Below are 13,527 nucleotides of genomic sequence, written 5' to 3'. Positions count from 1 at the left end.
CTGTTTGTACCTGGTACATCCTGCTGAAATTGTACCAGGTACAACTCACCCGGTTTGTGCCTGGTACATTCCATTCATTTGGTGCCTGGTACTTTTCACTCACTTTGTACCAGGCACCAATTCCATCTAACCCTTACCCATTCATCATCGCATTACTAGTAAGCTTCAGGCTCACCGTCATTTTTTTACCGTCACGGTAGACTGTCAGGTCGATTTTATCCCCGACTTTCAGGTCACCGTACAGCTGCCTTCTGAGGTCGGCGACACTTCCGACAGACTTGCCGTTCATCTCGGTGATCACATCGCCTTCTTTAATGCCGGCGTCCGCCGCTGCGGATGTCGGGTCGATGTTGGCGACGACCACTCCGGATTCAACGGATTGAGGCAGATTCGGTAAGTACGAACGTGGGATGTCGGACAGGTTCTTCATCCCGATTCCGATATAAGGGCGCTCAACCTTCCCTGTTTTGATGATTTCGCTGACGATCGGCATGAAATCCTTGCTTGGGATCGCAAACCCGAGTCCTTCGACACCGGAGTTCGAAATCTTCGCGCTGTTGATCCCGATCAGTTCACCTTTGGAATTCAGAAGCGCCCCACCGCTGTTACCTGGGTTGATGGCGGCGTCGGTCTGGATGACGTTGAGTTCAGATTCCCCTTCAGATGTCTGCACTGGAATCGTCCGGTCGACGGCACTGACAATTCCCTGCGTCACCGTCCGAGACAGGTCGAGTCCAAGGGGGTTCCCGATGGCGATTACCTGTTCACCGGCGCGCAGGGCACTGGAGTCACCGACTTCCAACAGATTGTCTGCGTATTTACCGTCAACTTTCACCACGGCAAGATCTGTCAGCGGGTCGGCACCGATCAGCTCACCCTCCGTCTTTTCCCCATCGTAGAGAGAGACCTCAATCTTCGACGCACCTTCAATCACATGGTTGTTCGTGATGATGAAAGCACTGTCCCCTTCTTTTTTAAAAAGAACGCCGGAACCTGTTCCTGCAGGAGTTGCCTGTGCGGACCCCATGTTATTTTGATTCTGATAATTGACGATTCCGACGATGGATTGGGAGGCATCCTCCACAATATTCGCTACATCTCCGCCCGCACCGGTTGAAACCGATGTAGGAGTGATTCCTGAGTTCGATGATGTGTCTGCCTGTCCGTTGTCGGCAGATTGCTCGACACTGGGCTGTGCGATGTTCTGATAGTAGTCCGTTTGAGGCAGCACCGTCAGCGTCAGGACCGAACCGATGATCCCGGCGCCCACCGTATTCAGGAACCCTCTCCCTTTAAACGGCTTCTTCTGCTTCGGAGTCCGCTGCATCTCTTCTTTTGGCGTGACGTCTGTATCGTTTGTTTCCGTATGATTCATTTCTTCATTTTGATTGTTATGTTCAAACATGTTTTTTCCTCCTCGATTGATTTTGCCTGTTGAACTTTGCTGTTGATTTCATCTTAGAAGGTAAATGTTACGAAACTATTAACAATCTGTGTACAGGATGGGAAGTTTTTTGGAATAAGGGTTGAATGAAACGATTTCGTGAACGATTCTCTTAACTCTTGGGTTTTTGTCATGTCTCTGTTTTAATTGTAATAAAGTCAAATCTATAAAATGGTGATGATATGAAGGAAAAAAACAGAACAGAGCGAACCAGAAAAGTAGTCTTGCCTAAGCGCATGAAGATTCTCTTTGTCACAGTGTTTCTCTTATTCAGCACGCTGATTGTCAGGCTTGGGATGGTTCAGATTGCGAACGGACAGTCTTATGAGAAGGCGGTGGAGAAGAAAGAAAGCCTGACGGTGGATTCACCCGTGCCGCGGGGAAGCATATACGACCGGAACGGGAAGCTGATTGTCGATAATAAATCACAGAGGGCCATCACTTACACCCGAACGTCGGATTCGACTCAGAAGGAATTGATGAAGGTGTCGGAGAAGCTCGCAGATATGATTGACGTCGAGACCGATTCACTCACCACACGGGATAAAAAGGATTTCTGGATCCTCATGAATCCCTCCAAGGCAGAGAAGAAGGTCTCCGCGTCAGAAATCAAACGCATTCAGGGAGAGAAGGGTCTCTCAACAAAGGAAGCCGATAAAAAAATTTACCAACTGAAGCTTGAACGCATAAGTGAAAAGGAATGGTCCTCTTTTTCAGAAGAAGACTATGAAGTTCTCGCCATCTATCAAACTATTTCTAAAGGGTACGCCCTTTCCCCTCAGATCGTGAAGAATAAAGGGGTGACCATCACGGAGTATGCACAGGTGAGCGCACATCTCGATCAACTGCCCGGGGTGAACGTGACCACGGATTGGACCAGGTCTTATCCCCTTGACCACACTCTCCGTTCCGTGCTTGGAGACGTGTCGTCGACCAGGGAAGGGATCCCGAAAGATCTGCTTCAGGAATATCTGGCAGAAGGATATAACCGGAATGACCGTGTGGGGACAAGCTACCTGGAATTAAAGTATGAAGACCTGTTGAACGGTCAGAAAAAGAAGGTAAAAAACATCATAAAAGACGGACAGGTCGTCGGAACAAAGGTCATCCAGAAGGGTCAGAGCGGAAAAGATCTCGTACTCGGCATCGATGTCGACCTACAAAAAGCGATCGAAAAGATCGTCCAGGAAGAATTGTCGAAACACATCGGTACAAAAGGGTCTCCTTATCTGGACCGTGCCTTTGTCGTCATGATGGACCCTCACACAGGGGAAGTCGAAGCGATGGTCGGTCAGAAAGTGAAGGAAATCCACCCGAACGGTGAAATCGAATTCGAAGATTATTCGTTGGGAGCATACACCACTTCCTATGAAGCGGGTTCCGTTGTCAAAGGTGCCACCCTCCTGACCGGTTATATGACGGATCATATCGAACCGGGGGAAAAGATTGTGGATGAACCTCTTTATATTAAAGGAACGCCGAAGAAAACGTCCTGGTTCAATGTATGGGGACAGCAAACGGGTCAGATCAGTGACCTCTATGCCTTGGAGAAATCCTCTAACGCGTATATGTGGAAAGTGGCTCTCCGGATTGCCGGGAACCGCTACGTCCCTCACGCACCTATCGAGCTGAAAGGTGACGCATTCCGTACGTTCAGGGAGCACTTCGCCCAGATGGGACTGGGTGTGCCGACAGGAATAGACCTACCGGGGGAATCTCCGGGATATCAAGGAACCGCTGAACATCCGGGACTGCTCCTTGACTTTGCGATTGGACAGTACGACACGTACACCCCCATGCAGCTGGCTCAATACGTATCGGCGATCGCAAACGGAGGGGAACGCGTTAAGCCCCACCTGTTAAAAGAAGTACGTGAACCTTCCAATCAGCCACATCGGTTAGGCAGTGTCGTGTACAAGCAGGAACCTGAGGTACTGAACCGAATCGATGCATCAACGGCAGAAATCGAACACGTTCAGAAAGGATTCTATCGGGTCTTTCACGGCGCAGAAGGAACGGCCAATCTGTTTAAAGATGCACCGTACAATGCAGCCGGGAAATCAGGTACAGCGGAGGCATTCTACAAAGGGCCGGACATGGAGAGTGCAGAGCCAACCTACAACACGACCCTTATCGGATACGCACCATTCAACAATCCGGAAATCGCCTTCTCGACCGTCGTACCATGGTCCCATCAGGATCATGATCCTTACATCAATAAAGTCATTTCCAAACGGGTGATGGATAAATATTTTGAATTAAAGAAGGAAGAGAGCGAATAAATCAAAGAGGGGCCCTAAGCAGAATTGCTGCTTGGGGCCCTTTTTTTTGTGTGAAAAGCCACGGGGTCAGGTCCCGTGGCTCATCCATCATATCTTTGAATCCCACTCTCTCTTAAACTCCACCAGCGATCCATGACGCCTGTCCCGCTCATCACTCACTGCTCTAAGCGCCACTTCATACAATGCTTCGCTCAATCGCCATTTTTCCAACGACCGGTCTTTCTCCCCGCCAAACAACGCAAAGGCGGTTGCCCCCATCCCATACACATTCGTGATTTCATCGATCTCGGCACCACGTTCGAATTCCTCCGGCGCCATGAAGCGTGAGGACCCCCACATCCTGCCCATCGTATTAAGATAGGGGCGTTTAGCATAGAGATCGATATCGCAGATCAACGTCTCTTTCTTTGAAAAATCATAAAGAATACTTCCGTCATAGAAATCGATGGCCACATAGCCCTGCTCCGCTATATGGATGTGAAAGTTGAGGATATCACGGAACACGTCGACCCTTGCACTGTCAGGCAGCTGCATGAATTTTTCCCGGGACAAAGGATACATCTTCCCCATGCACTCCCCGTCGGTCCATTCAAAGACGGCGGCAAACCCTCCGCCGATTTCTTCCCAAAGAATCAATTTTACTAAATGGGGATGAGCCAGATCTTCATATATTTTCACTGCAGCCTTCAATCCGGCGACGGCCTCTTCCGGTTCCCCTTTATATCGCGCAGTCGGGGCACCGGCAAATTTGATGAACATCTTCTCTTCACCATTCCTGACCCCGAAACAAATATTCCCTGAGTCCTGATCGTCATAAATCTTGAAAACCTCTCCGTACTTTTTTAAAAAAGAAAAATCGAACGGAAACTTCAATTTATACGGAATCCCATCGATGTACTGAACATAAAAGTCCTCCACATACCACGTCGGCACCGGATTCTTCATCCCGTCGAACCAACCGAGCACTTCCTTTGCCTGCTTCTTCATGACGGCGATTTCCTCTTCCCCGAACTTCATCGCCCACGGGATGGACGACAGCATATTACTGCTGATGTAAAAGGCCAAGAGTTTGAAGAAATCCTCCGGAGGCCTTCCGTTGAAATAGCCGTTCAGCTGTCCCGTGGCAAAATGGGGACTCGCCGCCGCACTGAAGGCGATGCGGTTGAACTCTTCCCATGGATCCCCGAAGTCATGGCGGTTGAAGTCGATGACAGAAAGCTCCCCTTCATTAGAAATGACCATATTCCCTACGTGATAGTCACCGTGATGGAACGTTTGCGGGCGTCCACGAAGGAGATGCCTGTTTGCTTCTATGTATTCTAAGATAAGGTCGCCTGCTTCGATCTTAATCGGACAATCTTGATACTGCTGAATCTTCTTGTCCACCTTGCGATTGAACTTCGTTTCCCACTTCTCTTCATCGGGCAGTGCAGGAGTGGAATGAATTTCCCGGAGATAACGTCCCGACTTCAAGCCGAGCACATATTGTTCCGTCTCCGTCAGCTTAGGGAGCACGTCAGCAGCGTCTTCCCCCTCACACCACGTAAAGAGCGTATACACACTGGTGCCGTCTTCACTCATCCCGAACTCAAGGGGCTTAGACATCGGAATCCCCGTGTCTGCCAATCGCTTCATCGCCTCAAACTCACTCTTCTTACTACCATATTCAGAACGATCCGCCGTCCGGAGCAAGAGCCTTTCCCCCGTCTCTGTTTCCACAAAATATTTCTTATCACTCGACCAGCCTTTCGTGATTAGGTCGACCTTTTTAAACTTGTAATCCGTTTTAATATCAAGCATGTGGCACCTCCAGTGAGCCATGGGGACAGGTCCCTTGGCACGCCTATCGTCTACTAGATTTGTAAACCTTATTTTACCAGTTTGTTATAGAGAAAGATAGAGAGAACCCCCACTAAGAGGGGCGCGGCTACTGCAAGTCAATCTCCTGTTTCGTTTAAGAAGGTGGCGCATTAGAAGGATATATTTAGTTATGTTAAAATAATCCAAGTGAACGATTTTTGTAAAAGATTGGAGTTGTCATAATGAAGAAAAAGAATTGGTTGATCATCACGACTTTATCCGCTGCGATATTCTTGGGATTATCCGCCTGTAGTACAGATTCGGACGAGGATGCCGCTAAAAAGCCTGAATCAGAGGCGACTGCAGCAAGTACAAATACAGATGATTCACAGGTGGAAGACACGAAGGCATCCGACGAAACCGAGAAGGCTCAGTCAGATGAGACAACCGTTGAAGAGAGTAGTCCTGTACAGGATCCTCCCGTCACAAAAGTGGAAGGAAAGCAGTCATACATAGAAAAGCTGGACAACATCCAAAAAGAACTCGATGCTATGCCGGAAAAGAAGGATTCAGATAAAGGCGTCACCAACGCCATGAAAAGCTACTACGGAGTATCTTACGAAAAATATGACGATGCCTTGAATGAGATTTATGCCCTTTTGAAAAAAGAGCTGTCTCCAGATGTGATGGCTGAATTAAAGACTGAACAGGTGAAATGGATCGAGAAAAAAGAAGCGAAAGCAGAGAAAGAACGACTCAAATATGAAGGCGGCACGTTTGAATATGTGGCGTGGTATATCTCTTTGTACGAGTCGACGAAGGATCGGTGTTATGAGTTGGTGGAGGAGTATATGACAGATTGAACGGAAAACACAAGAACGGTTCTTGTGCTTATCCTCATCTAACGTCAGGCAACCGAGGAGATATCCGGAATGGGAAGATCGTTACCTATAACTCCAAGCGTGCCAGATATCTGAACGAACAGTACATCAGGTATTTCTCCATCCCCTTTAAAAAACAGCTGCCCCACGAAGTGGATGCAGCTGTTAATCCACTTATCATTCTAATTCTTTCTTGATGGCGTCAGATGTTTGTTCTGACACTATCAGTTTATAACTAAACCGATAAGCTGACAATAAAAAACAACCTGCTTTATATGGCGTGGATTAAGGAGTCTTTCATACGCAAGATCAGAGGAAATCAATAGTTAAGAAGCACAAGAACCGTCCCTGTGCTTCTCGGGAAATAGATTCAGGTCAGACGGTTGTACGGGTCTAGCGTATGATTTCGGGATGACGCTGATCTTCCCCATGTTTTCCATCGTTGCCATTGTAGTGTTCCTCAACCATTTATAAAAACGAGGTCCGTCCCTCAAGACACGGCCCGGCTATCCCCGAATATTATTCAACTACTCCTGTTCGAATGATCACAAAATCTGTCTTCACTTTCACTTTGATGTCTTTGTACATATCATGCCACTCATCATCGGTGAGGTTGGAATGGGCGGCTTTCGTTCGATATTCTTCCCCAAAGCCAAATACATCTGAAGACTTCGATTGGCAGTAGGCAATGAGGTCTTCCACTTCTTTCGTTATTTTTTTGTTCAGTTTTTTTTCAATTAACTCCAGGTTTTCATTGCTCTTTAAGTCAATGTCCCGGTTGATTTCCTGCAGGCGGGCATTGATATGGATATTCAGATCGAATGTCAGGGAGTTCGGATCCTTTAGCTCAATCTTGCTTTTACTTTGGATTGTATCCAGCGCAATCGCGATATCCGTTGATGGAGACATGGAAGGCATGAGCGCTTCTTCCTCCCCGTTCTTAAAGGTGATTTCGAAGTTCCCCGTTTTAAACCGGTCACTCACCAATTTCACATAAAAGCTGTCGGATGGGGATATCCTCCCCACCATCTTACCTCCCTTGAGTAGCGCCATGCCCGTGATATTGATCATCTCATCCTCTAACTTTAATAAGGGTAATATGGGGTCTACTCCAATTGAATAATAATCATGAAGCGTTTCATGGAGGGTGGGAGAAGGAATGACCTCCCCTTTTATATTTTGCTCTATTTCCTTATACACATATTGCCCGGCATCAGAGAACTGGGGATATTTATGCTTCAGGAGATCACCTGCGCTTCCCTCCACCACAGCCAGAAAGGTTAAATCACTGATGGAAGGATCCCGGGAAAGGGTATCGGCGAGATTGATCAAGCCGGATTTTGCCAGTTCCTCCCCATATAGGGCCACACGCAGCTGCCCTGATTCCAGCTTTTTCGGAGATTTCAAATTACTTTCAATCCTCGCTCCTTTGCTTGTAAGCGCACGGCTTGAAATCACATTCGTACTGTCCGTGGACTGTGGATCTGTTTCAAGAATCAATGTCGTCGTCTTGATAGCATCCTCATCTCCTTTATCATATCCCACTGTCGTAATCATCCCGATCTTCTCAAGCGTACTGGATTCCGCACAAGAGGAAAGGATGAGAAGTAAAACGAGGAATGGAATCACAAGGAAGAATCGTTTCATGACTTCACCTCTTTCCGAAAGATTTTTTTCTTCATCCATACCAAGAGGAACAGCAAGAGAGGATAACAATAGACAACAATAAAGGCTATTTGGGCAAAATAATTATTCAGCAGATTAATTTGCTGCCTTGTTATAAGTAATTGTATACACCCAAAAAGAAGAAGAGATAACACCCAAATAATGCCCTTTTCTCTTTTTTTCCCGAAGATGCGGGCAAGCCCCCTGGATGCTGACCATAAGTACAGCATCAGGTTGGGCAGGATAATGAGTAACCAGAAGGTGATGGCGACATACTCGAATCGTTCGATAAATGGCACTCGGACGATTTTAAACAGGGAGAGTGACCCCCAAATGGTCCGTTCCAATTGGCCGCCGCTGAAATAGCTGAGTGAAATCAGCATAACCGCCACATATAGAAGAGTCGTGTACAACAATCCAATTAACATATATCTGTGAACTTTCCTTTTCTCTTTAATGAAAGGATAAAAGGAATAAATGAGTTCAAACCCTATGACGGTGAACGTCATGGAATAGGCCCCTTTCAAGATTTCGGTTGCATTTGCTTCCAGAATGGGCAGGAGGTTCGACCAATGACTGAATTGGATGGGATATCCCAGTAAGCTCAATAACCAAAATGACAGGAAGACGCTGAAGAATGATACACCCGCGATGATGCGGAATCCTCCCAGCACTCCGTATAGCACCAGCATCATAATCGTCAAACTAATGAACCAGGTAGGAACTTCCGGGAACACCCATGCCTGCAGCACTTCGATGTAATTCCGGATGATCACTATAAGGGCACCCATGCAATACAAGACGTAAAGAACGTTCATACATGTGCCTAACCATTTTCCATACACATCCCGTTGAATGCCGTATAGATCCGAGCTTTCATAGTAGTTGAGGGTTTTCACCATGACAAAGCCGATCAAACAGGTCACAATACCGGAAAGAATAACGGATATCCAGGCATCATGCCCTGCGTCCATATAAATAATTCGTTGAAACCCCTGTATCCCAACACCCATCTGAACAGAGTGAATGATGAACATCACCATGAACGCATTGAGAAGTGATTGTGGTTGTGGGTGAACATGAATCTTCATCGAATATCCCTCCCTTCTCCTTAGCGGGACTCTTCGTCTACGTTGTATTTATCAGAATCCACTGGTCTCGCTTGATAAGGACGTTTCGATGTATATTTAAGCGGCAGCCTGATGATACTATCCGCCCAATCTTTAATGCGGATGGGATAAAAGGGTGCCAGAAATGGGCTCCCAAGGCTCGTTTGCCTTAAGAGGTGAATCAATAGAAAACAGAAGGCAAACATCGTTCCATAAAATCCCCAAAACCCTGCCAGGATGATGATGGGAAAACGGAGAATCCGAATCACATTCCCCATCATGAAACTCGGTGTGGTAAAGGACGCCAAAGCCCCGAGAGCGACGATGATGATCAGGATGTTACTGGTGAATCCGGCTTGTACGGCAGCCGTCCCAATTACAATACCTCCTACGATACCCATCGTCTGCCCTACTTTCGTCGGAAGCCGTGCCCCCGCTTCCCTCAGCAATTCAATAATGAATTCCAGTAACAGCGCTTCAATGATTGGAGGAAAGGGAACCCTTGAACGGGATTCACTTAAAGGGATCAAAAGGGGCTGGGGAATAATTTCATAATGGAATGTCAGGGAGGCAACATAGATGGCTGTAAAGAATACAGAAAGGATCATCGCGATGAACCGAAGCAGCCTTAAGAAAGATGCCACCTGCCATTTAACATTCTGATCCTCCATACTCTGAAAGAACTCCACGAATGATTGGGGAGCCCCAATCACCAGGGAACTCCCATCGACAAGAATGACGACTTTCCCATTCAAGAGCCAGGAACAAGCGCGATCCGGGCGTTCTGTCAAAATTAATTGAGGAAATATGCTCAAACCATTATCCTCGATTAATTGCATTAAAAGGGAGCTGTCCAACACACCGTCTATCTTGATATTGGAGATTCGTTCCGTGACGGTCTGCACCATTTGCTCCGAAGCAACACCTTCTATGTATAACAGGGAAACGGCCGTACGTGTCTGCTTCCCCAATGTGATGGATTTATTACATAAGTTCGGGTTCACCAAATATCTCCGAATCAGAGAAATATTCGTGGATAAGCTCTCATTGAATCCAAGCTGGGGACCGATGACAATCGATTCATTTTCAGGCTTTGATAAGGACCGGCTGTCCCCTGAACGGATATTGACAGCCAACACGCTTGAATACCCCTCAAGGTGAATCAATACTGCGCCACTGAGAAGAGCACTGACGGACGGATTCACCGTGACATACTGCTCCATATTCCCCACATTGATCTTCTCTTCCAAGAGGTCCGGTGTACACTCGTCGCCGCCCAGCTGACTGATAATGTCTCGGTTCAGCATCGTTTTATCAATTAACATGTCGAAATAAATGAAGGTCACTCCATGCCTTGGACTCACCATGAGCAGGTCGGCACTTTCATGAAAGACGGCTTTGATCTCTTTCGTAAATGTACCCCCATCGTTTGAGATTGGAATGTCTGGCTTTGGTTCTGTTTCCCTGATGGTCTCCCCGGGACTTCCTTGCTTCTTTTGAAAAAACATACGTAGCCCCTCCCATGAAGTAGTACTACCATCATGGTCCTAACGGGATAAAAATATACTATTAGGAAATATCGTCAAAACCATTCGAAATACACTAAAAACCCCCGCCATGAATGAGAGGGGAGGGGGTAAAAGCAGGAAGCATTTCTTCGATAAGAAAATTCCCTATATTTGCAAATGATATTTTTCAAGTTCCACACACACGCTAACAAAAAACCGAATGGAGCGATTAGAATTGAAACCCAATAGTCCCCTTGTACTTTGGCTGCTCATCATCAGTACGGTATTGTCATCTTTATTCAGTACGGTGATGATCACTAAATTGAACGATATTTACAGAAAACTAAAGTAAGATGGATCAGAGGGGAGTCGTGGAAGCTCCCCTCTGATCCACCTTCATGTCCCCTCAACGAAGAAAATCCTGAATGTCGTTCCTCCGCCAACTTCACTCAATTCCTAAAGCCAACCGGAGACATTCCTATGTGAGGGGAATGTTTTTTTCATGCAGGAAGCACAAGAACCGTCCCCATGCTTCCTGGAATTCTTCGATAAGAAGCGAAGGGACGGACATTGCTAAGAAAAAGCAAGGTCCGTCCCTCTTATGTATTGCCTGGCAAAAATATCTTGAATGTCGTTCCGACACCAGGCTCGCTTTCCACCTTGATCTCACCTTTCATCCGCTTCACAATCTGATAACTCACCGTTAGTCCGAGTCCCGTCCCTTTTTCCTTCGTGGAATAGTAGGGCCTCCCGAGTACTTTGAGTTGTTCCGGAGGCATGCCGGTTCCATTGTCCTGAATCTTGATCAGTATACGGCCGTCAGGATGGCGACACGCAGCTGCCGTGATTTCCCCATTTCCCTTTACCGCCTCGATGGCATTTTTCAGGAGATTGAGGAGGACCTGTTTCACCTCTAACTTCATCCCCCTGATCATCAGGTCTTCTTCGATGTTTTTATTGATTTTTATACTGTTCATCACCGCATACGTAGACATGACGTCAACGGATTCAATCATCGTTTCGGTCAGACTGAACACCTCGTATTCTTCCGTATGGGGCTTTGCCAGGGAAAGATATTGATTGATGACGCCTTGGGCGTGATCAAGTTCCTGAATGGATATGTCAATAAAGCTTTTTTGCTGAGCCGTTAACGTTTCCTTCTGCAGGAGCTGCATGAATCCCCTGACAGTCGTCATCGGATTCCGGATTTCGTGGGCGACAGATGCCGCCAACTCGCTGACGACGTTAAACTTTTCCGCTTTGATAAGCTCTTTTTTGACCCTGACCTGCTCAAGCCGACTTTCAATCAGATAAATCGACAGAATCAAGGTGATCCAGATGATGAAAGTGGAGCTTGCCATAAACAAAAGCTGCTCCGTTTCACGATGCGTGAGTAAATAAAAGGACCGCGTAACCGGGATGAACAAATAAAAACCTGAAATCAGGAGCATTTTTTGCTTCCAGGATAATCTTCTATACAACGTGGATAATGGCATCAGCAGCAAACTGTAAATCGCATAATTCACCACCAAAAACGTCCATACATGATCTGTAAACCATCCGATGACGAGCATGGCGAAGAACGTACTGAAACCAACCCTTTTTCCTCCATAGAGAAAGGCAAGAATCACAGGAATCACTTTAAAATCGTACACATATCCGCTTGAGTAAACCTCCGGGAACGCCATAGTAAACACTAAAACAAGTAGATTCATTAGAAAAAATGTAAAAGTAAACCCTCTAGTATCGCTATCCGATTCACTCGTGAACATTTGAAAAAGAAGAATCGTAAACAGAATAAATACCACATGTAAAATTAAATGATGGACAGTCTCTACCATACAGAATCTCCTTCAGGAAAAAATATCTACTCTAAATTCTTCGACACTTTCCCGGGAAATCCTCTCTGTAACGAGAAGGTTCGACAAGAAACAGAGGGACGGTCCCTGTGCTTTCCCTTTGGAAGCACGAGGTCCGTCCCTCTGTTTTTACAAATGCTCTTTCAGCGTTTGTTGTAATGTACCCTTTATGTCTACCAGACTGTCAAATTCGACTCCTGATTCGACTATATTTCTGACAAGTTCTACGCGCAGCCCAGTGAGGACCGCTTTGCATCCCATCATATTGATTCCGTATAGAATCTTTTTAAATTGAAAAATGACATCAAGTTCCATTTCGGCAATACCGGATAAATCGATAATAAGGGTTTGAACCTTCAGTGAACTGATTTCCATCAACACTTTTTCTTCCAATGCATTGACGCGGTATGAATCGATCATTCCAATCAATGGCAATACAGCAATGGTGCTATTAACCGGGATGATCGGTACCGAAAGATTCTCCACCAGTTTTTTGTGCGACCTCAGCTGCTCATCTTTGTAATCCGAGTAACTGATAAAGAAGTTATTCAGGAATTGATCAACGTTGTCATTAATGCTTTTTTCCAAATGGAAAAATTTCTCCCGAGATGTGTCCCCATCCCCATGTTCCTCTTCAAATTGATAAAGAAAATACCATAACGTTCTTCTTATGGCATGGACCCATTCCAGTTTGAATGCAAGTGTAAGAGAGTGCTGTGCCCAGGCAACCCCCTCCACTTTCGCAAAGTCAATCAGCTCTTCTTCTTTGTTTTCAACGATATAGTGAGCGACCATTTCCGCATTCTTTAACAGATCAATGTTCCCTTTACAAACACCTTCCCCATACTTTTTCGCTTCTCGTTCTTCTCGAGATACGCCATTAAGGCATCGATTGCATGACTCGTGTCAAGTGTCGCTCCATTTAAACCGGGAACGGTCCCACCGCTTTCCCCGTATCCTCTGTATAATGGCACGAGGC

General features: G+C 46.3%; 11 protein-coding genes. 3 read left to right on the top strand and 8 right to left on the bottom strand.

The window, feature by feature from the left end; all coding sequences use genetic code 11:
• Positions 1-133: 133 nt before the first annotated feature.
• The gene (locus AM506_RS06265) at positions 134-1,405 is read right to left on the bottom strand and encodes a S1C family serine protease (RefSeq protein ID WP_082386259.1); all 1,272 of its coding nucleotides are present in this window, start codon (positions 1,403-1,405) and stop codon (positions 134-136) included.
• Positions 1,406-1,626: 221 nt separating this feature from the next.
• On the opposite strand from AM506_RS06265, the gene AM506_RS06260 reads away from it, so the two are divergent.
• A complete protein-coding gene (locus AM506_RS06260; protein WP_060671642.1) occupies positions 1,627-3,726 on the top strand; it encodes a peptidoglycan D,D-transpeptidase FtsI family protein in 2,100 nt (699 codons plus the stop codon).
• Between the two features lie 87 nt (positions 3,727-3,813).
• Here AM506_RS06260 and AM506_RS23385 read toward each other — a convergent pair whose 3' ends face one another.
• Positions 3,814-5,526 carry a phosphotransferase gene (locus AM506_RS23385; RefSeq protein ID WP_082386258.1) on the bottom strand — a complete coding sequence of 571 codons (1,713 nt, stop codon included), beginning with the start codon at positions 5,524-5,526 and terminating at the stop codon, positions 3,814-3,816.
• 242 nt (positions 5,527-5,768) lie between these two features.
• Here AM506_RS23385 and AM506_RS06250 point away from each other — a divergent pair, with 242 nt between their 5' ends.
• Positions 5,769-6,389: a lysozyme inhibitor LprI family protein gene (locus tag AM506_RS06250; protein ID WP_060671641.1), complete on the top strand. Its 621-nt coding sequence runs from the start codon at positions 5,769-5,771 to the stop codon at positions 6,387-6,389.
• Complete coding sequence (locus AM506_RS06245) at positions 6,386-6,604, top strand: hypothetical protein (RefSeq protein WP_060671640.1); 219 nt, start codon at positions 6,386-6,388, stop codon at positions 6,602-6,604. Before AM506_RS06250 ends, AM506_RS06245 begins: the two co-directional genes overlap by 4 nt.
• Positions 6,605-6,733: 129 nt before the next feature.
• On the opposite strand, the gene AM506_RS23090 is transcribed toward AM506_RS06245, so the two are convergent.
• From AM506_RS23090 to AM506_RS06220, 6 genes are all read right to left on the bottom strand, one after another.
• Positions 6,734-6,856 (bottom strand): DUF421 domain-containing protein, encoded by a 123-nt coding sequence (locus AM506_RS23090; protein ID WP_235576053.1) that lies wholly within the window; start codon positions 6,854-6,856, stop codon positions 6,734-6,736.
• A 70-nt stretch (positions 6,857-6,926) separates the two neighbouring features.
• On the bottom strand, positions 6,927-8,054 hold the full coding sequence (locus AM506_RS06240; RefSeq protein ID WP_060671639.1) for a Ger(x)C family spore germination protein: 1,128 nt from the start codon (positions 8,052-8,054) through the stop codon (positions 6,927-6,929).
• Positions 8,051-9,163 (bottom strand): GerAB/ArcD/ProY family transporter, encoded by a 1,113-nt coding sequence (locus AM506_RS06235; RefSeq protein ID WP_060671638.1) that lies wholly within the window; start codon positions 9,161-9,163, stop codon positions 8,051-8,053. Before AM506_RS06235 ends, AM506_RS06240 begins: the two co-directional genes overlap by 4 nt.
• Positions 9,164-9,183: 20 nt before the next feature.
• Complete coding sequence (locus tag AM506_RS06230) at positions 9,184-10,689, bottom strand: spore germination protein (protein ID WP_060671637.1); 1,506 nt, start codon at positions 10,687-10,689, stop codon at positions 9,184-9,186.
• A 599-nt stretch (positions 10,690-11,288) separates the two neighbouring features.
• Positions 11,289-12,530 (bottom strand): ATP-binding protein, encoded by a 1,242-nt coding sequence (locus AM506_RS06225; RefSeq protein ID WP_060671636.1) that lies wholly within the window; start codon positions 12,528-12,530, stop codon positions 11,289-11,291.
• Between the two features lie 147 nt (positions 12,531-12,677).
• A complete protein-coding gene (locus tag AM506_RS06220) occupies positions 12,678-13,343 on the bottom strand; it encodes an STAS domain-containing protein (protein ID WP_082386256.1) in 666 nt (221 codons plus the stop codon).
• Positions 13,344-13,527 lie beyond the last annotated feature (184 nt).

Source organism: Rossellomorea vietnamensis (genome assembly GCF_001305855.1).
GTDB lineage: Bacteria > Bacillota > Bacilli > Bacillales > Bacillaceae_B > Rossellomorea > Rossellomorea vietnamensis_A.
Note: the sequence above shows the minus strand (reverse complement) of the source record. Positions and strands in the feature narration are given on the sequence as shown.

Bases quoted from the DNA above. Each gene is read 5' to 3' on its own strand.
- AM506_RS06265 (WP_082386259.1), bottom strand. From the start codon at position 1,405: ATGTTTGAACATAACAATCAAAATGAAGAAATGAATCATACGGAAACA.
- AM506_RS06260 (WP_060671642.1), top strand. From the start codon at position 1,627: ATGAAGGAAAAAAACAGAACAGAGCGAACCAGAAAAGTAGTCTTGCCT.
- AM506_RS23385 (WP_082386258.1), bottom strand. From the start codon at position 5,526: ATGCTTGATATTAAAACGGATTACAAGTTTAAAAAGGTCGACCTAATC.
- AM506_RS06250 (WP_060671641.1), top strand. From the start codon at position 5,769: ATGAAGAAAAAGAATTGGTTGATCATCACGACTTTATCCGCTGCGATA.
- AM506_RS23090 (WP_235576053.1), bottom strand. From the start codon at position 6,856: ATGGCAACGATGGAAAACATGGGGAAGATCAGCGTCATCCCGAAATCA.
- AM506_RS06240 (WP_060671639.1), bottom strand. From the start codon at position 8,054: ATGAAACGATTCTTCCTTGTGATTCCATTCCTCGTTTTACTTCTCATC.
- AM506_RS06235 (WP_060671638.1), bottom strand. From the start codon at position 9,163: ATGAAGATTCATGTTCACCCACAACCACAATCACTTCTCAATGCGTTC.
- AM506_RS06230 (WP_060671637.1), bottom strand. From the start codon at position 10,689: ATGTTTTTTCAAAAGAAGCAAGGAAGTCCCGGGGAGACCATCAGGGAA.
- AM506_RS06225 (WP_060671636.1), bottom strand. From the start codon at position 12,530: ATGGTAGAGACTGTCCATCATTTAATTTTACATGTGGTATTTATTCTG.
- AM506_RS06220 (WP_082386256.1), bottom strand. From the start codon at position 13,343: ATGGTCGCTCACTATATCGTTGAAAACAAAGAAGAAGAGCTGATTGAC.